The organism is Nocardia asteroides (assembly GCA_019930625.1).
GTDB lineage: Bacteria > Actinomycetota > Actinomycetes > Mycobacteriales > Mycobacteriaceae > Nocardia > Nocardia sputi.
This window is the reverse complement of the sequence record CP082844.1, coordinates 7186188-7205561: the sequence shown is the minus strand read 5'-3', so window position 1 is coordinate 7205561 and position 19374 is coordinate 7186188. Positions and strand designations below refer to the sequence as shown.

General features: G+C 64.4%; 10 protein-coding genes. 1 reads left to right on the top strand and 9 read right to left on the bottom strand.

Going from position 1 to position 19374, the window contains the following annotated elements; all coding sequences use genetic code 11:
* Positions 1–122 precede the first annotated feature (122 nt).
* The 3 genes from K8O92_32545 to K8O92_32535 form a co-directional block, all read right to left on the bottom strand.
* Positions 123–632, bottom strand: a complete 510-nt coding sequence (locus tag K8O92_32545; GenBank protein UAK32358.1) for a DNA-directed RNA polymerase subunit beta — start codon at positions 630–632, stop codon at positions 123–125.
* A gap of 109 nt (positions 633–741) precedes the next feature.
* Positions 742–951 (bottom strand): hypothetical protein, encoded by a 210-nt coding sequence (locus K8O92_32540; protein ID UAK32357.1) that lies wholly within the window; start codon positions 949–951, stop codon positions 742–744.
* Entirely contained in the window at positions 948–1163 is a 216-nt protein-coding gene (locus tag K8O92_32535) for a hypothetical protein (protein UAK32356.1), read from the bottom strand. Before K8O92_32535 ends, K8O92_32540 begins: the two co-directional genes overlap by 4 nt.
* A 275-nt stretch (positions 1164–1438) precedes the next feature.
* On the opposite strand from K8O92_32535, the gene K8O92_32530 reads away from it, so the two are divergent.
* A complete protein-coding gene (locus K8O92_32530) occupies positions 1439–2659 on the top strand; it encodes a helix-turn-helix domain-containing protein (GenBank protein ID UAK32355.1) in 1221 nt (406 codons plus the stop codon).
* 666 nt (positions 2660–3325) lie between these two features.
* Here the strand turns inward: K8O92_32530 and K8O92_32525 are convergent.
* The 6 genes from K8O92_32525 to K8O92_32500 form a co-directional block, all read right to left on the bottom strand.
* Entirely contained in the window at positions 3326–3916 is a 591-nt protein-coding gene (locus K8O92_32525; GenBank protein ID UAK32354.1) for a transglycosylase SLT domain-containing protein, read from the bottom strand.
* Positions 3917–4893: 977 nt separating this feature from the next.
* Positions 4894–6075 carry a hypothetical protein gene (locus K8O92_32520; protein UAK32353.1) on the bottom strand — a complete coding sequence of 394 codons (1182 nt, stop codon included), beginning with the start codon at positions 6073–6075 and terminating at the stop codon, positions 4894–4896.
* On the bottom strand, positions 6072–6647 hold the full coding sequence (locus tag K8O92_32515) for a DUF4365 domain-containing protein (protein ID UAK32352.1): 576 nt from the start codon (positions 6645–6647) through the stop codon (positions 6072–6074). Before K8O92_32515 ends, K8O92_32520 begins: the two co-directional genes overlap by 4 nt.
* Before the next feature lie 247 nt (positions 6648–6894).
* Complete coding sequence (locus K8O92_32510; protein ID UAK32351.1) at positions 6895–10974, bottom strand: N-6 DNA methylase; 4080 nt, start codon at positions 10972–10974, stop codon at positions 6895–6897.
* On the bottom strand, positions 10971–13835 hold the full coding sequence (locus tag K8O92_32505; GenBank protein UAK32350.1) for a DEAD/DEAH box helicase: 2865 nt from the start codon (positions 13833–13835) through the stop codon (positions 10971–10973). Before K8O92_32505 ends, K8O92_32510 begins: the two co-directional genes overlap by 4 nt.
* Positions 13832–18976 carry a DEAD/DEAH box helicase gene (locus tag K8O92_32500; protein ID UAK32349.1) on the bottom strand — a complete coding sequence of 1715 codons (5145 nt, stop codon included), beginning with the start codon at positions 18974–18976 and terminating at the stop codon, positions 13832–13834. The genes K8O92_32505 and K8O92_32500 overlap by 4 nt, the downstream gene beginning before the upstream one ends.
* Positions 18977–19374: the final 398 nt, after the last annotated feature.

Here is a 19374-nt window from a genome sequence, read left to right as displayed (position 1 = left end):
TCGTCCCTGAAGTCTATGACGCACTCAGGGGGCCTCCGGTTCCATCGGATTCGGTTGTGCGGATCAGGAACCTCGGACCCTTGCATCAGCCATCGACCGGGAGCGCAGCTCGGTGATCGCTGCTACGAGTGGTGTCGGGGCCGGTCAGGTCCCTGAAAACCCGGGTGATGGTGCGGTGCTCGGTCCGCGCAGATGATGATCGACTGCACGACGGTGCTGATGTGTGGCCGGAACGCATCGCGTGGTGCGACGACCCACCAGCGGTATCCGGTCCGTTCGTCAGTGGGGGAGGGCAGCAATATCTCGCCGCCGTCGGGGACGACCGTCGCGCGGGCGCGCAGTAGCGCGATGAAGATGTCGCTGTCGTCGGCGAGCTGGTGGGTCTCGTCGGGACGGACGAGGATCGTCCAGCGGCCGGAGCCGTGTGCGATGACTGGGCCGAGCAAGTATTGCCTGGCGAGGTCGCTGTGGACCATTCTGCCGAGTTGTTCGGGTACCGTCACCGCGCCTACATCTCCTGCGCGCAGAGTGATTCGTCGGGTTTCCTCGTGGACGTAACACGGGAGCCCGTAGACGTGCCGGTAGCGCTGGCAGCGGGTGAGTGTCGGGTCGGCGGCGGGATCTGTATTCATGGCCGCTCCGTCAGAACTGGTCGGGAACGACTCGGCTCTGTTCGGGGGTAGGCGGATTGCACCGATGAACTCTCCGTTCGGATTCGGAAGATGAATGGCGGGGAAGCGTTCAGTCCCACAGCCGCGCGCAGGGGAGGTGCGGGAGGTCGTCGTCCAGGTTGTCGTCGACGGTCACGGTGATGTCCGGGAACCGTTGTGCCAGTGCGCGTGCGACGCTTTCGGCCTGTTCGGCGCTCGCCTGGTAGTCCAAGCGCAGCTGACCGGTTTCGATCTGGATGTGGCGGCGTCGGTGCGGCGATCCGGGAGCGGCTTCCTTCACTGCGGCCTGCTCGGGTCCGGCACCATTCGTCCGCTGTCGATCAGCACCTGTCGTGCCGCCGCCTTGCGTGCGCAATGTTTCGCGCGGCAGGCCACGTGGATCTGCATCACGTCATGGGCTTGGGCGATGCTGAACGGCAACATCGGTGCTCGGTGGGCGGCTGCGTCACACAGGGCGATGAGTTGGTACATGGCGAGGGAATGTGGGGACACGGGAAACCTCTCTGCTTCGAGGATCGGCCGGCGCCCGGTACCGGGGGCTCTCGCCACCGGTCCGCCACTCTGGCCGACCGGTGCGCCGCGGACAGTCCGGCGTCGGCCCGGTACCGGGCACCTGCGGCGAACGTAAGCGCGGCATTCGGCCAAGTGGGAGCGCGGATTTCGGTTTCCGTTCCGACTATGCGAGGAGCCGTATATTCTGCGCAGGCACCCGTTTCTGGGGTGAATGCTCAGGGGAATGACAATTGACAATCGGGGGGTGCTGGGCCATGTATATGACGACCGGTGAAGTGATCCGGCGAATCCGTAAATCGGTCGGCATGACCCAGACCGAGCTGGGCGCACTGATCAATTTCTCTCAGCCTGCCGTCTCGCACCTCGAACGCGGCGGCCCCGCCTCCCATGATGTTCGCGTTCTTCGGCTCGTAGCCCGTGCGCTTCAGGTTCCGCTTGCCATACTGGTAGTGGAGTCGGACCAGGAGGCAGATGTGGACCGTCGCAACTTCTTCAGAGCAGGGGCATCGGTAAGCGCGGGGGCCGCCATGATGTCGGTTCCCGCCCCCGCGAACGCCGCGTCGGCGTCCAGCGGGAAAGTCGGCGCGAGCGACGTGGAAGCCATCGTCGACAGCGTGAACCAGATCCACGAACTGGATCTGGTGGTCGGTGGTGACCGATTGTGCCGGGTGTCGGCCAATCAAGTCCGCTATGTCGAGCAGCTTCTCGACCAGGGCAGCTACACCGAGGCGGTCGGTCGGGCGCTCACCAGCGCCGCCGCCGAGATGATGACCGCCGCCGGGTGGGTGCACTACGACGCCGGGCGTCTCGATGATGCTCGGCGGTATTACGCGGACGCGGCGAACGCCGCGAATGCGGCGGGCGACGGGATCGCTGCGGCGCATGCGCTGGGGAATGCCAGCTGTCTAATGATCAGCTTGCCCGGGGAGATGCGGAGAAATCCCTTGGCGGTGCAGTATGCGCAAGCTGCGTCCCAGGTATCTCTTCGGGAGGGCGGGCCGAAAATGCGGGCACTGATGGCGATTCGAGAAGCTGAAGCGCACGGCGCACGTGGAGACAAGACCGCCATGACGGCTGCGATAAGCCGATCCTTCCGCGCGTATGAGTCCACTCGGGGGCATGACCCGGCCTGGGTGTTCCTGCCCCAGGCTGAGCTGAACTTCATCACCGGCAAAGCCCAAATGTGGGTCGGGGAGCACGAGGCAGCAACCACATACATGCAAGCTGCCATCGATGGCTCGTCGGCCTGGCCGAGAGAGCGGGCTGCGTGGCAGCTCAGTCTCGCACGTAACTTCGTGAACGCTGGTGACGTCGCACAAGCATGCTCACTGCTGGCCGACAACTACGACACCATCGCCGGGCTCGCGTCCACGCGCCTGCACCAGCGCATTGATGCCATCGCCAACCTGGTTCGCACGCATGCCGCGGTTCCAGAGGTGCGGGAATTCCTGGGCAGACGCGCCGCGCAGGTCTAGCCTGCGCGGAGTAGAAGGATGCTCCGTCATCTGGATCGGAGAGCACCCGGCTCCTGCTGTACCGGGTGCGTGGCTCGCTTCGCCGTCGAGGCTCTGCGGCGACAGCACGAAACTCTTCTCCGCACCAACAAGCGCTTCGCCGAAGACAGCGGAATGTGCCAGGCAGTCACCTCGATGCGAACGCCGAACGTCGAGCTCGGGAGCAGCTTTGGCAATACCCGGACGTCCAACTGATCCGTATGCGTTCGTCAGCATCGGCGGCTCGGGGAATCGCGATCAAGACTCGCCGCATTCCAATCTGAATCGAAGGCGGGTCTTGGCGAGCTGCGCCGTCGTCCGTCCGGACCTGCTGGCCCTAGAGTGGGCGACCGCTCTTGCCCTGCGTTCCCTTCCGTGTCCTGCGGAAGGCAGCCCCATGTGCTCGCTTTCGTTCGCCGTGCTGGGTTCGGCGAGATCGCCGCCGCCGCGTCGATCAACCGCCGCACGCATTTCACGCCCCTATGGAGACCCGGAGTCGGTGTCCTGGACCGCGATTATCAACGTGCTGCTGGCCGATGGTGGTGTCGCAGGGCAGTGGCCGATCGAGGTGTACTCGAGTCGCCGGGAAACGGCAGCGCCTCCGCGTCGAGAAGACGGGAGGCGCTTGCTCGGATTCGAGTCCGGGACTCAGTAGGCCCCGTTGACGTTGTCCATCGAGCCGTACCGATGGGCCGCGTAGTTGCAGGCGGCGGTGATGTTGGCGACCGGGTCCCAGATGTCGAAGGGAGTGCCGTCGACGTGGTAGGCGTTGAAGGTCGGATCGATCACCTGGAGGAGACCCTTGGAGGGGGTGCCTTTGGCGGCGTTGGAGTCCGACAGGTTGATGGCCTTGGGATTACCGCCCGATTCACGCATGATGTTGCGGTGGATGCCCTCGTAGCTCCCCGGGATGCCGTGTACGCGCATGACGTCGAGGGACTGGCGAATCCAGCCGTCGAGGTTGTCCTCATACACGGGGGGCGGCGCGGGCAGGAAACCTTGCGGCGGCAGCCCGGGCAACGCAGGCAACGCAGGCAGTGCGGGCAGTCCGGGCAGCGCGAAGGCCGGGGTGTCGATCGGCGTGGCATCGGCGACCGGCGTGACAGGCACCGGAGCGCTGTCGTCGGCCACCGCGACCCCGGTGGAGAAGCCCACGGCGATCACGCCGATGGTGGCCGCGAGGACGGCATCCTTACGAAGCGACAGGCGGCGGAAAGGAAAACGGCGTGCGTCAGTCATCGAGAAATCAGTTCCTTGATCGTGCGGCGATCCGGCTCGAGGAGGCAGCGCGGATCCACGGCGGGCACCAGATGTGGGTTTCGCCGTCTCGGCTCGTGTGCTGTTTTCGGATTTCGTTGTGAAAGCCAGGATTCGAATTCCTGGCCGCACGACGCGGTGAACTACTCGGGGCTGTGCCCGCCGGTGCCGCTGCCGTACCCGAAGGAGAAACAAGCCGTAGGCTGTGGAGCTGGTTTCTCAGGTCTCTTCCGGACCTGATCTCAGCTTGATCACGGCTGGTGAACTTACGGCAAACAACTAGTTAATGATTCGATTTCCTGATCTTGGAACGCTCCACACGTTGGTGGTAGTGGCTCGACTACCAGGCATTTCACGACTAAACGTGATTTGTATCACAAATACCAAATTTCGCCATAACGAGATCAACTATGTCTCGATCTGATCACTGAAACATGCCGGATTCGGATAGAGAGCGCCCTCTCGGTCATTCCGTCCCGCTGCAAATGGCGAATCAGCGACTCGCCGATCTCCGGCCGCCGTCACGCCCCGACCCGATAACCCGCTGGCTTCTCGAGGAGCATCGTCGGCGTCCTTATCGGATCATGTCGGGGCCCTCGGCGGCCTCCGAAAAAGGCGGACATCCGCTGTGTCGCCGAAGTGGGCCGGCGTGGCCGATTGAATCGACGCTGAAATGCGCGAGATTCGCTGAGTCGGCTGTGCTTCGGTGGAACCGATCCGTCATACGGCGCTCTCTTCTAGTCGGTCGCGACACGATCAAGTGGGAGCGAAGGGGAGAAGCGGGTGAGCATTCCACTCATCGAACGCGGTTGCGGCGACCCCGCGCTGGCTCGGATAGAACGCTCGTGGACGACTTGGCGTGGACGGGCGATCGAACCTCTGATCCGCGAATGGTTGCTGCGTCTACTCCCCGACGATCGGTGGCCCGGCACCGAAGCCGTTGGCTGCCCGCAATGTCATCAATGCTGTCCCGACAAGGGGTCGTCATTGCTGCCTTCGGGGAACAATTCGACGTTGACCGGATCGGTCAGCCATTGGTATCGGCCGACTCTGTGGACGGTGCCGGACAACTTGAGTGGTTTGTCTTGGCGATGGGCCTCGAGGGCGAGTTCATACTGTTCCTCCGACAGTTCGACTCGGACGATCCGGATATCGGGGCGGTTGTAGACGTGCAACCGGATCAGGCGTCTCTCCGTGGCCGACTCATGCGCGAGCAAGGTGACCTCGCCGGTCAAGTTCACTTGTTCCGGCTCGCGAGTCTCGGCGAACCGGTCGGCGACCTTGCGCAGGATGGGGGACTCCACTGCGTCGAAGCAGTATTCGTACCGCACCTCGCGTCCGGAGTGGGTGGGCTTTCGGATGATGGTCACCGCACCGTCTCCGTTCATGCACAGCGAGGAGAGGGCGCTGGACATCTCATAGGACATCCCGGTCTGAACCAGGTCGTCGAATATCTCGACACGAGGCCTGCTTTGGTACTCATCCAAGGCCGAGCGCGTAGCGGCCGTTATCTCATCGAACTTGTCGAGTATCTCGGCCCCGGTGCGGCATCTATTGCGGGTCTCGAAAAGCTTTCCCGGGGCCCCGTCCTCAATGGCTTTGCTGAAGTAGAAGTACCGATCGGACGGGGTGTAGGCGGTGACCACGAAGCTGCCCACTTCCGTTTGCCCCATGAAGGTGCTTTCGAGGAATCTGCGGGCGACGTAGGCGGCGGTGTTCCCGAAGTAGCGTCGCGATTCCTTGGTGGCCTTCGCGGCGGCGACCAGGCTCAGCCTTGCCGCCGCGAACAGACGCTCGCCCTCCTCCCAGGCGATCATCCCCGCGTCGACCGGTGTCTCCTTGGTCCACTTCGTCGATTCCAGGTCGGATCGTTGCTGGAACATCAGCAGCCGGCTCGTGTGCTCGACCTCAGCGCCGTGCTCATAGATGAGCATCTTGAACGCTCGCCGGAGTAGTTGCGCGTAGTCCCCCTTGGCCGGATTGATCGGAAGCAGTATTTCCTGTTCGGGGACCGTCTCGTTCGACCAGACTTCGTATGATTGCGGGATCGAATACGATAAACGCCACCCGAATCTGCGCAGTAAATAGGCAACGGTGGCTTTGTTGTAGTCATCCACCGCTCGATCGGCCGCCGAACTCATGGCCGATCTCCTTTGCCCACTCTCTCCATTATCTCGCAGAGGGCGATATCGTCGAACGTATTCGAGCACGGCGCGGACACGGTGATGTCGGCGGACGAGGTCGCCGGAAAGCCACGCAGACTTACCCAGTAGGCGCAATGCCGGACCACGAGGGCGTCGTCGGAGAGGTACACCCAATCGTCTTGCAGCTTGGGTACGTGCATGATCACGACGATTTTGGCCACCGCTGGGTCATCGGTCCTGAAATAGTCGTAGCGGTTTCGGGTGATCCGGGCGTTGATGCTCGCGCCGTCGGCCGCCAGCGCCGTCGCCGTCGCCTTCATCTGGATCTCGAGCCGGGCTCTTCCCGCGCGATGCCGATTCGAGGTATGGCTCAGAACGATGTCGACGCCCTCGTCTATCTCCGGACGTCCGACGACGACACAACCCGCCGCGGCGGCGACAGCGCGCACGTAAGCCTCCTGGAATGCCTCCATCAAGTCTGTTCTCCGGGAGGGGGACCCACGTAGGGCGGACGCCGGACGGACCGGTCCATCGATCACCAGCTCGGCCTGCGATCCATCCTCAGCCATGAAAACCCCCACCTCGGCACAATCTACCGCCATCCAATGGAACCAGGAACAGCGTTGCGATGCACTAGTTTTCGTGAGAGCAGGCTCGATCTAAGCAGGCCGATCTCACTGGCGGGCAGGTTCGGCTACCCTGTCCGCTGAGATCCGACGGTGGTGAGCTGCGCAGTGCCATACTGCTGCCACCGGCTCGTGGCTGCTCCGGGCAGGATCGAAGCTTTAGCCGGATGGCCGGCAACGGAGGCGCGCTCTACGAGGGATGGTGGCGGCGTCCCCTTCCCGCCGGAGTGCCCGACAGCGGAAGCCAGCCCGAGCCGCCCCGCGCGATGGCGGTCGCCATGCGGTCGTAGGCCTCGAGCACGAGACGGCGGGTGCGGTATTCGCCGAGGTCTCGCTCCTCGTACTTGCGGATGACAGGAAAGGAGTCCAGGACGTGCTCGGCTTCGGCGCGGGTGAGCCCAAAGATGTGGAGGAACGCGGCGTCGAGATCGGCGCGGAGCAAGGTTCGGCGGTCGGGATCCCAGTGGAAAGGTGGGCCGTCGTCTCCCAAGTCAAGTGCGTAGGGCTTCAATCGCCATGACGTGTAGGACAATTCGACTATGTATGGCTGAATCCATTGGGTGATGGTGACCTCCCGTTGCCACGGCGCTGACATAGTAAACGTTGACGGTGCTGGGCACGCAATCTGTTTCGCCGCGAAGTAATTCATATGCGAACCGCTAAGTTTCTGTCTCGCGACGTAGTCGAACGCTAGCGACGACCACGTGGCATGTAGATTCGCCACGCTTTTCGGGTTCTGCGGAAGTGCAATGTAGAAAGAGTTTCCAACGGCTGAGCGAGGAAGGACAACTGGAACAAACGTGCGCTCGTTTCCTTTATTTGTAATGTCTCGCCAGCCAAGCAGCCAGCCGTTTTCCCATTTCCCAGCCAGTCTTGCAGCCACCTCGGTTCGGTCTACCCAGACGCGAGCGATCGACTCGCAGTGGGGGTCGTCGTGCTGCTCCAAGGACAGTCGTGGAAGTGAGCCAACGTTGAGCTGAGCTTGCGTGGCACCACGATAGGTGGAGAAGCGATGGTCGAAGTGGCCGAGCATCTTTGCTTCATACAGTGGTACATACTCTTCCCCGCTCTCGACCTCGAAGGACCAGCCATTGAAACGAGCGAACTCAAGATCTTTGGGCTGGTAAAAGAAGTGCGAGTCATTTGTGATGTCGAAGAGCCGAGCGAAGCGGAGTTTCCAAGGATTGCCATCGGGATCGTCGTCGCGGATGAGAACGGGGTGGCGACGGTAGATGCCGAGGGTGATGTCGGCGTCGACGCGGCTGCGGAACATGGGCAGGGTGCCGGTGTTCGGGTTCATCGCCAGGACTTCTCCCGGAGCGAGTTCGAACCGTCGCGAGGGAACGTCGGCGATGCGGCGGGAGAGAAACGCGAACTGGGTCCGCTCGACTGCTCTGCCGGGCCCGGTCATGCATGTTATGGAGAATCGAACACGATGATCCACATCCCGGAATATCTTCCCCTCGTTCTCGAAGTCGTAGAACGCGAGCAGGCGGTTGGCGCGGAGCGTATCGGCGAAGAAGGGGGCGGTGGTCTTGTCCGTGGCCAAGCCCGTGGGTGTGATGATCCCAGCGGCACCGGTCGGCGCGACCACCGTGCGCATGGTTTCGGCGAATACGCTGTAGGTATTGACGTCACCTTGCCCGGTCAACGGGTATCGGCCGCTGCGCAGCAGGATATGCGCGGTGCCGTCGGATCGGTGGATCGCTTGCCGGTACGCCTGGTACAGGTCGGGATCCGACAGCGCCAGATCATCGATCATCGCCTTGCGGATCGCGGCGGTCTTGGCGGCCTCGATGTCGGTGCGGCCGTTGTTCGCGAAGAACTCTTTGTCCTGGATCTTCACCCGCTCCCACGGCGGGTTCCCGAGCACACAGGAGAAGCCGCCGGTCCAACCGGTCGCGGTGTCGCCGCCGCCTTCGGCCGGGACGGTGAATATGCCGGGAAATTCGAGGTGCCAGTGAAAGAACCGATACCGGCGAGCCAACGAGTTGATCTGAGCGATGACGGTATCGGGCACCGATCGGGGATCCTCGGCGAGACGCCGGAGCGTATCGTGGGTGATGCCCTGGCCGGAGTGCTCGGTCTTGGGCTGCACGAAGGCCGCGCACCACGCGTCGGCGACGAGCTTCGCGGCGAGCAGATCAGGATCGCTTTCCAGGGCGCGCCAGGCGTCGGCCCGGGCTCGTATCGCACGGAGAGATCCCGCGTGGCCGGTATCGGCGTCCCGCGCCTTCTTGGTGAAAGCGGTGGTTTCGACGTCGAGGGTCTCCGGGCCGAAGCTGAACGCGAGTTGGTCGAGGTCGGCGTGGCGCTCGGCCTTGTTGCGGGCCTTGAGTTTGCTGGTCCAGTCCCGATCGTCGTCACCGAGCACCACGAAGGCCGAGTCGGGGATATTGTCGCGCAACAGCGCCGGGGTGGTCCCGAGCAGCGCGTTGCCGACGCGGAAGTGGGCGTCCAGGAACGGAAAGGGACGTTCGGCGTCGAACGCTTCCAGCCACAGCGCGACTTTGGTGATCTCGATGGCGAGATCGTTCAGGTCGACACCGTAGACACAGCTTTCGATGACATCGGCGGTCGCGGCGCGCAGCGCGGCCGGGTTCGGTTCGGTGTCTCCGGTACGGACGGTCGCCAGCGCCGAGGCTATGCGCCGTGCCGCCGCGACGACGAAATGTCCACTGCCGCAAGCCGGATCGATAACGGTCAGGCCGAGCAGGGACTGTTCGGCGTGCGAAGTGCGCAGGGACTCGTCGATGAGCGGGTCGAGGGCTTCATCGAGGACGAGGTCGATCAGTTCGGAGGGGGTGTAGTAGGAACCGGATTTCTTGCGTTCGTGGCCGGCGGCGGTGTCGAGGGTGAATGTGCGCGCGGTGGCGTCGTAGCGGGGAGTGTAGGCGAGCAATCCCTCGTACATGCCGCCGAGTTCCTCGCTGTCGAGGTTGCGGTAATCCACCGGGCGCGGTGTGCCTGTCACCGGATCGTCGATCTGGGAAAGCGCCCGAATCGCGGCGAGGAATGCGTGGTTGGGTAGCCGGGCGCCGATAAGGATGCCCAGCGCGTCGCGGGAGAAGAGCGAGGCCTCGAGGCCACTCAATCCGAGTACGGCCAGTCCTTCTCCGGCGAGAGCGTCGGTGACGATCTGGTGGGCGTCCCAGAGGTCGGTATGTCTGCTACCGGCGTGCGCGTTCGCCATGCGGCGCAGCCGGGCGGTGGAGAAGTGTTCCGCGTAGATCCGGCGGGCTTGCGGATCGACGGTGGAGGTGTGCAGCAGGTCGCGGTCTTCGGCGACGAACAGCACGATCAGCCGGTAGGCGATGCGCAGCAGAGCGCGTTGTAGGTCTCGATCGGCGTCCGGCGCGGCGGCCAGCGTGTCGCGCAGGGCGGAATTGGCCCGATGGCCGAGGAAGCCGGTGCCCAAGTGTTGCAGCGCTCGTGCCACTCCCTGTTGCAAGGTGAGCAGAGCCCGAGCACCGTCATCGATAGCGGTGGTGCGCCATTTCTCCAGCCAGCAACTCTCCGCGGTGAGCGTGACCGGCGCTGCTTCGGCGTCGTCGGACGCCGGTGCGGGTGCTTGCTCCTGCGGCGCGAAGCGGCTGGCATGGGCCGTGAGGAACAGGAGCCGGAAGTCGGCGTAGCGCTGGTTGGTGAAGATATCACCGAGGTCGAATTCGACATAGGACTGTTTCGACAGCGTGGAGGCGTCACGCAGCAGACGCAGTGTGTGGCCGTTGGACAACAAACCCCACAGCGCGTTGTCCTCGCGGTTGAGATAGTCCTGCATCATCGACTGAGGCGCGCGGGCGACGACACCCGCCGTCTTGGTGTCCAGCGAAACTCCGGCGCCGGTCAGGTGAACCGGTGTCCACACTGCCGGGTTCGCCGCATCCGGCCAAGACAGGCGATGGGAGATCGGAAAGTGTCGCCCGGTCGTCTCGCCCAGGCCAGGTGCGACATCCAGGCCGGCGGCGAGGACTTCGGGACGTCCCCAGCCGAGTTCGTACAGCAGTGGCAGCAGCCATTTCTCGCGCGTCACCTTGATGGCCGGGTCGCCCGACGGCAGACGGTCCAGGGTGTGTTGCCACTCGCGATGCGTGGCGAGCATCGCTTCCCAGGCACGGGCAATGGCCGCGTTGATCGTCATGCCGGGAGGCAGGACGTAGGCGGCGGCGCTCTGGCCGGGCATCCGCAGCTCGGCGCCACGCGAGAGTGCTTCGCTGGGCAGGACGGTGCCGATGGCGCGGACGGACCGGAACGACGACAGCCCGCTCACGAGCCACTCCTATCGGGAAGGTAGACATACACGCCGAGCACGTCGGGCGGCGGCAGCAGCCGGACCTTGACCGCGCGTCCGCCGCTTTTGCGCGCGGCGCGCACCTTGCGGTGGTCGTCGGCGACGGTCTCCGCGACCCGTTCGCCGCAGTCGAGCAGTTGATCAGCCACGGAATCGAGCCGGCCGAGCGCGCGCTCTAGCTGGGTTCTGGCCAGCGCATCAGCGACGTTGCCGCTGGGTCGGTGCCCCAGCAGCGTTTCGACGGCGTCGTCGGGCAACCACGTCACGGCGTCGGCGGCGACGGTGAAAGCGAGAAACCGTGCCTCTTCGGCCATCTGTGTGATGGTGGCGCGGGAACCCGGAATCACCACTTCGAGCCGGAAGCGGACGACAAGCAGCGTGGTCACCTTGTCGACACCGGCGCAGCGCAGCACTCCGGTGCGTCGAGTGGGGCGCAGTTGCGGGTCGAGGTCGGCGTCGAGCGCGGCATCGAGCACATACCGAGCCAGCGCTTCCACTGTCGGATCGGTGCGAGTCAGCACACTGTGGCCCGGTGGTACGGGGAAGGACCGGTGGAAGAACAGGCGGTGATCCTTGACCGGAGGAAGCTGATCACGCACCGCGGGCGGCAGTGTGTCGATACGAGCGGTGAATCCCTCGTCGGTGGGGCTGATCTGCGCGGACAACAAAGACAAGGCATCGCGGGTGAAGGTTTCGGCGTCGGCGGGGCCGCCCAGCGAGCGCCGTACCGCGGTGAGGACGTCGACGACCTCCTCACGGGGCAGTCCGACCTGGCGGAACCGTGAGCGGGAGGCTTTCTCGCGCTGCGCGGCGTCGCTCCACCGCACATCCACCGCGGCGGCCAGCGAATCGGAGGTCGCACCGCCGAAGTCCAAGGCGAGTTGGTCGGTGGCGGTGCCCCGCAACAACAACGACTCCCAGATCGCTTTCATCACGGTGGTCGAGTCGACCGGGACCGGTACCGAGATCCCGGTGCTGCGCCGAATGTTCTCATGCCGCCGGATCAGCACCTGGAGGACAACGCCGTCGATGCCGTTGTCCTCGCCGTAGTAGGTGACGGTGCGGACGGTGCCCGCGCGTTGGCCGAACCGGTCGACGCGACCCTCGCGCTGCTCATGACGGGTCGGGTTCCAGGCAAGGTCATAGTGCACGACCGCGGTGAAGCCGTCCTGGAGGTTGATGCCTTCCGACAGACAGTCCGTCGCGACGAGCAGCCGCGCACCGTCGTGCTCGGTCAATCCCGCGATCCGGTCCTCTCGCTCCTCCGGGGGAAGAAGGCCGGTGACCGCTTCGACACGCAGGTCGCGATGTTTCTTGGAAAGCGCGGTGCGCAGGTGGTCGGCGAGGTATTCGGCGGTAGGGATATAGCGGCAGAACACGATCGGGTGATAGCCGTCTTCGATCAGATCCCGAAGTATAGGTATCAGCCGTCCCAGCTTCGCGTCCGCTGCCGGACCTTTCAGCGCCGCGGCGGCGGCCGCGAGCTCGCGCAGTCGGCGACGTGTCGAACGGTCCGGCGCATCGGGATCGGTGGTGTCGGCGCCGAGCGCGGCGTCCTCGCCTTCCAGCGCTTCGTCCAAGTCGCCATCGAGCACCCGTGGGACGGCCAGGGCATCGGCGTCGTCCGCTTTGTCGACGGACGCGAGCGCTGAGCGCTTGAGCAATGTTTGCTCCGCCGCGGCAGGACTCGACGCGAGACAGCGCAGTAGCGCGATCGCCGACCACCACCGCACTCGTTGCCGCACCGTGTTCAGCCCCGGATCGCTTACCTGCTGGCGCGCGAACGCCATGACGTCATCGAACAGGGCGCGGTAGGCGGGGGCGAGCGTGTAGCTGAGTTCAGTGGATTCGCGCTTCGGGAACGGGGTGTTTTCACCGTCGACATACTTGCGGACGTCGCCGCGCTGGCGTTGGATCATGAACTTCGCCAGTAGCTTGCGGTCCTCCTCCCGGTCTCGCCCGGACAAATCGGCCGGAAGCTGCGCGAGCCGGGGATCTAGTAGTCCGATAAGCGACTGCCAGGCATGATCGTCGCCGCTGTGCGGGGTGGCCGTGAGCAGCAGAAGATGCCGGGCCGGATCGTCGGCGATCTTGCGCAGCACGGTGTAACGCAAATGCGCCTGTGTGTTGCCGACAGTGCCGGCGGCCACCGCTGTGTGCGCTTCATCCACGATGACGAGTTCGGGGCAGTGGAGCACGAATTCGTCGCGTCGGCTGCGCTGCTTGATGAAGTCGGTGGAGACCACCAGGTAGGGGTAGTGCTCATAGATGGTGGAGCCCCAGGGGACCTTCAGCCGGTTCACCGTCGACGGCAGCAACAGTTGTGCCTCGATGCCGAACTTGCCGCGCAGCTCGGCTTGCCACTGCGGTGCGAGTTGCGGCGAGCACAGCACGGCCAGGCGTTGCGCGTCCCCGGTGGCGAGCAGTTCGGCGGCGATCAGACCCGCTTCGACTGTCTTGCCTACGCCGACACCGTCGGCGATGAGCAGTCGGGTGGTGTCCTGCGCGGTGGCCATGATGAGCGGATCCAGCTGGTAATTCCGCGGCGTCACCGCCAAGTTCGCAAAGGAGCGAAACGGTCCGCCGGTGGCCCGGAAGGACAGGCGCAGGGCGTCACGCAACAGCCGAGCCCGGGCGGCGTCACCCCGGTCGCCGACCTTCGGCGGGGGGAACGTGGCGAGGGCCGGGACGTCGAATTCTGGTAGTAGGACTGTGGTTTCGTCCTCCCGGCCGCCAAGGGGGCGGGCAAGCACCAGCCCTTCGGGACCGCCGGGGAGTACGAGCCAGTCCCTGCCGCGCGCGTGTACCAAAGCGCCGGGCGGAAATTCAGTGGTGGTCACGCGCCGACCCTTCCGGTACCGAACACGTCAGGATTGTCCTTGATGGTCTGGAGCCATTCGGCATCGTCGTCTGTGTAACGGAACCGCAAAACCATCCACCCGGCTTCATCAACGAGCTTCGTCCGGGCCTGCGTATCCTTCTCGGCTCGATGCGCCGAATCGTGCACAGGTCCGTCGATGAACACCGCGACATCCGCGCTGCTGGTATGAAACGCGAAGTCGGGGCGAACGTAGTAGCCCTCGACAAGTTGCTGGGCCGCATCCGGGAGCCGATAGCCATGCTCGTCGAGCAGCGCGAGCAACCGTCGCTCGAGGGTGTTGCTCTGCGCCGCGAGACGTCGCAATTGCGCGGCACGATCTTCCCCGCCCGCGCCGACCTCGATGTCGGCGCGCATCAGATCCCGCAACAGCTCCGTGACACAGTGCCGGTCGAGCCGCTGGTGATCCCATTGGTTGCTGTAGGACAGCAGACAGTCGTAGCACGCTTGGGCGCAGTCCTCCGCGGCGTGCTCGGCGTGGCCGAGGTCGGCTCCGGTATCAGGGTCGAAATGCAGGATCTCGAGTGCTTTGCGGGCCACCTCACGGATATGCCCGTCCTCTGTCGCCAGCCGGCGCAGTACTCCGGCTCCGCCCTCGGCGGCCTCGAAGAACAGCAGACGGGACCAGGCATGATCGCCGGTGCCGCCAGGCAGGGGCTCGGCTGCCAGTTCGTTGCTCTCGAGTTGGTAAACGGCTTCGATGGCGCGTTTGAGGGCATACATGGCCGCCACTCGCACGTCGTTCGGGATGGCCGGGTCGAGGTGCAGCACCAGTGCATTGCGGTGGTCCTCCACATAGGGCACGACCCGCCGGATCCGTGGCACCTCACCATCGGTGTTCTTGCCGAGGTCCGCTTCCCGCGCCCACCGGCCTTCCAGAGTGTCGAGTAGATACCCCTTGATGTGTTTGTCCTTGCGGCGACGCAGCCCGATGTTCATCCGCCGGATCAATGCGGTGTCGCCATAGGTCATGGTGCCCACGGTGGCGCCGTCGACAAGCACTGTGCTGGTGAGCTGCCCGGCGCGCTCACCGTGTGGGACGAACCGCAGGGTCGTGACCACTTCATGACCGGCGCGCTGGCGCTCGTCCTCGTCGGCGCTGATGCGGTCACGGCGACGAGTCTTGACCGAAATCAGGCGCATCATCCGGTCGAGGGTTTCGAGCGAATCCGCGCCGCAGTGGTCGCAGATCTCCACACTGGTCGGGCCGTTCATCTCATGTAAGTAGCCGCAAGCATTGCAGCGTTTGATCTCTGTGATGTTCACTCCGGTGCCGTCTTCACGCGCCGGCAGACTCACCCGGTTCACTTCGTAGCGGGCGCCTTCGTGGTAAATGAAGGCGCCGGGACCGAACTCGCTGATCGCGAGGAATCTCGGCCGTTGGACATAGTCGCCTTGGCCGTTCCTGGTGCGTCGCTCCGCCGGAATGAAAGCGGCCAAGGGAAGTCGCGGGAACGAGTAGCCGGGCAGGAATCCCTCGGAGGCGAAATACCGGTAGGGATAGAAATCCCCCTGGGCGATGTCGTCGACTTGCCCCCGCAGCAGGTCCAGCGCCGCGCGAGCCTCCGAAATGCGACCTCGCGCTTGACGTTTGTCGGCCTCGGACGCGCCGATCGTTTTGAGGACGTCATTGGCGGCATCGAGTTCCACCAGTGCTTCTCGGTAGAGGTCGCGCCACCTGTCGGCGGCCATATCGAATCGCCGAGCTGCGTTGTCCACCGTGTCGGCAACCCACCTGTCGGTCCACCACTCCGCCCAGGTGACTTCCTCGGTTGTCTCGAGGACCGCGGCGATCGCGCGCACAGCACGCGCTCGATTGGCCGGAGATTCGATGGCCGCACGCACCTCAGCGCGCAGCGGCTGGCCTGGTTCGTCGATCTCGAGGAGATCCACCATGCTGGCTTTGAGGTCGAGATCGCAGATCACCAGCCAGATCGAGTGCGCATGGGCGCGTACGAGGTCCTGGTTCCCGAGCTCGAGCCGCGGTGGCGCGACCGCTCCGGCGACCATGTCCTGGCTGCGTCCGAAGTAATAAGCGTCGTGGGCATTTCCGGTGGCGCAGTAGGTCAGCACGACAGCGGGCTGGCCGGATCGTCCAGCGCGCCCGGAACGTTGAGCATAGTTCGCCGGGGTAGGGGGAACGTTGCGCATACCGACGACATTGAGGCTTTTGATGTCTACGCCGAGTTCCATAGTGGGCGAGCAGTACAAAACCGGCAGCTTCGCCGCCCCGAACAACTTTTCACGCTCTTTACGCTTGATCGAGTCCACCTGGGCGGTGTGCTCACGAGCTTCCAGCCCGACCAGCCGCGCGGCGGTTTCGGCGTAGAAGCGGCGGAAGAACGGGTTGACACGCCCCTCGACTTGGTTCCCGCGGATCGGATCAGGCACCCGGAATTCCCCTGAGCCCGCGCGCCACTCGATGAGATCGGCGCGGATTCGGTATCCGGTGCGACGGTTGCGCTCCTCGATTCTGGCGAGAACGCCCTCACGAGCCATGACTTTCAGCAGCGACTCGATGACGATGTCCGCGTCGGCGGGTTTGAGCGGATGATCATACAGCGGGAAGCGGTCGGGTCGGCGCAGCCAGCGTCCATACGCGCCGAGCCCGGACAGGTAGTGGTCGGCTCCGGAGCCGGGTTCGAATTTCGGACGGCTTCCGGGGTAGGCGGTGCCCGCGTACACACCGGTCTCGTCGGACAACGCCCATGGCGCGCGGAGCCACTCCTGACTGGCGCGCTTGATGCTGTCGTACTTCTCCTCGGTGAGGAACTCCGATTCGATGCACAGCTTGCGGCGCAGTTCATCGAGCAGAACTTGCATCAGTTGATGGCGCGTCGACGGTTCCGCACCGGCAAGCGGCTCGCCGCAAGCCGCCCACACCGAATCGTCTTCGGCGAGTTCCTCGAGGCCGAAGTAGGTCAGCCGCAACTGCCCCGTCTGCTCCAGGTTGGGCATGGTAATTCGCCAACCACGCTTCAGGTCGGCCCACAGACGATAGGTGACGGCGTCGCGTAATGCGCGAGTGATCCTGGTGCGCGGGATTCGCTCATTCGCAGTGGACGCGTCCTTGGCGAAGTCGGCGGGCTCGCCACCGAGCGCGGCGACCACTCGCGATCCGAGGTTCTCGTCGGTCAGAGGCTCGTCGGCCTGCCTTTCCTGTTGGGTGAGAGCGGCGCGATAGAGGGCGGAGCGCACCAGGCCGACGAGAACGAAATCGTTGAAATGACCCGCTTGCAGGCTGGCATCTTGCCGGTTGTCGGAGAAGGCCAGAAACTTGCGGGCATCCGCGTCGAGATCCTCCCCTGTGCGCAACGTACGCACGACTGCCTGCGACAACACGGTGACCGCGCTGGCACGTCCTTCCGTGCCCAGGCTCGCGACCCGCGAGAATTCGGACTGCTGGGCGCTTTCGTAGCTGGTCTTGCAGGTGGGGCAGAAATGCAGCGTCTCAAAGAAGGCGACGGGAAGGCCGTCGTCGGTGATCGTGCCGAAGGAATCGACCCGATAGATCTCGGGCAACCGGTTTCGCCTTGCTTTGTCGAGCACGCGGTGGCTGCCGGACTCGACCACCCAATCATCGGGCACGAAATCGGCAATGGCCGGGTCGTTCGCCGCAGGCCACGGCTGGTCTGTGAGGAATAACAGACCGGTCGCCTCTGCCTGCTCCCCACGACCACCGCTGAGGATTCGAGGACTGAACTTTTCCGCGCCACTGTCAAGACTGACGACGAGATAGTCCTGGCCGCATTCGCGGCAGAACGCGAGGGGAAACAGGGGTTGTCCCTTCGCGCCCACGGGAGAGCTGCGCTGATACTGGGTAGTCAGATAGCGGTTTCCGGGCGGCTCGAGGGTCGCGTATGCGGTGTCGCCTTTGCCGATGAATTGGTGCAACTTGAACGCGAACAGCGGGCGGCCCTTGTCGTCGCGCGCCCTGGAGCCTGCGAGCAGCAGTTCGCGCAGCTTCTGCTCGCAGATGCCTTGGTCGGCTCCGGTCTGTTCTGCCAGCTTCTCGGCGGCAGTCCTGAGTCGAGTCGGAACCTGCCGAACGAGTTCGCCTTCGTCCTCGCGCAGTCCGAAGGTCCGTTCGGTCCAGACCGACAGCGGGTCACAGTGCAGCTCCTCCCACGTCGACGGCGTCGGTGCGTGGAGCCGAGCAGACAACGCTGGAGTGTCGACCTCGCCCGATGTCGCGCGGCGCAGAGTCTCGCCGATGACGTTGTGCGCGGGAATCCGGGTACCGAAGATCCGAGTAGCCAGTTCAGCGACCTGGTGACGCTGCTCGGCTCTCGTTCCAGGACCCGCGAGCGTGGCGCTCGTGCCGATGCACTGTAGCCGTCGTCCCCCTACCGCTCCCCGCAATCGTCGTATGAGCATAGCCACATCGGCACCTTGACGACCCCGATATGTGTGCAGCTCATCGAGCACCAGGAAGGCCAGATCCGCCGCGCTTGCGATCAGCCCCGTCCGTTCCCGGGGCCTGATGAGCAGCAACTCGAGCATCACGTAGTTCGTCAACAGGATGTCCGGCGGGTTCTGCAACATGTCGTCGCGCTCCGCGCGGGTTTCCTGGCCGGTGTAACGACCGAAGGTGACCTCCGGGTTATCGCGGCCGAGGAACTTCTCCAGCTCACCGAGCTGACTGTTCGCAAGGGCATTCATCGGATACACGACGATCGCCCTGATCCCATGACCGGAACCGTCCCGCAGCACCCGGTCTACGATCGGCACGATGTAGGACATCGACTTGCCGGAACCAGTGCCGGTGGTGAGCACATACGATTCGCCGCGACGGGCGACGGCGAACGCGTCGGTCTGGTGCCGGTGGAATGGAATCTCGCGCCCGAACCGATCCTCCTCGGTCCTGATGCGAAAAATTTCGCGTGCGCCCGGGTGTAGTAGGTCGTGGTCGACGAGCTCGGAGACAGTTCCGCCCGGTTCGAACGCCGGATTCAGCGCCAGCCAGGGTTCTGGCCACAACAGCCCGTTGGCAATCTCCGTCTCGACCTTGTGCTTGACCTCCGCGTCCCTGATGTTCAGGAAGCCGGAGACGAAAGCCTGGTAGTCATCGAGAATCCTGTCGAGCACACCGAATGCGTCCACACCATACCTTCCCCGCCAGATCCCGACTTTGTCGTCGAGCAGATCTAGCAGCGACTTATCATCAAAGCGGTTGTCCGAGATCGTAAGCAGAGCGTCTGGCAGGATCTCGCCGAACAGGTCAGTCTACGGGCTGAACACAGGCGTGCGGCGCTGGCCGCCGAAGAGACGACGGGCCGACGGGTTCTGCTGCTCGGCGGACGGGTCACGGCAGGTCACCCACGTGGATTGGCCTACGCAAGCGGTGCTTCGTCGATACCGTGGAGTCCGGTGGCCGGCAACTGGTCACGGCGACTCAGTAGCCGAAGCGTGGGAGGATGGTGCTCGCTTCTTGGGATGCAGCGCTCTCTTGAGAGAGATGTGCTGTGATGGCGAGGATTTCGTGCTGTTAGCGCGCCATC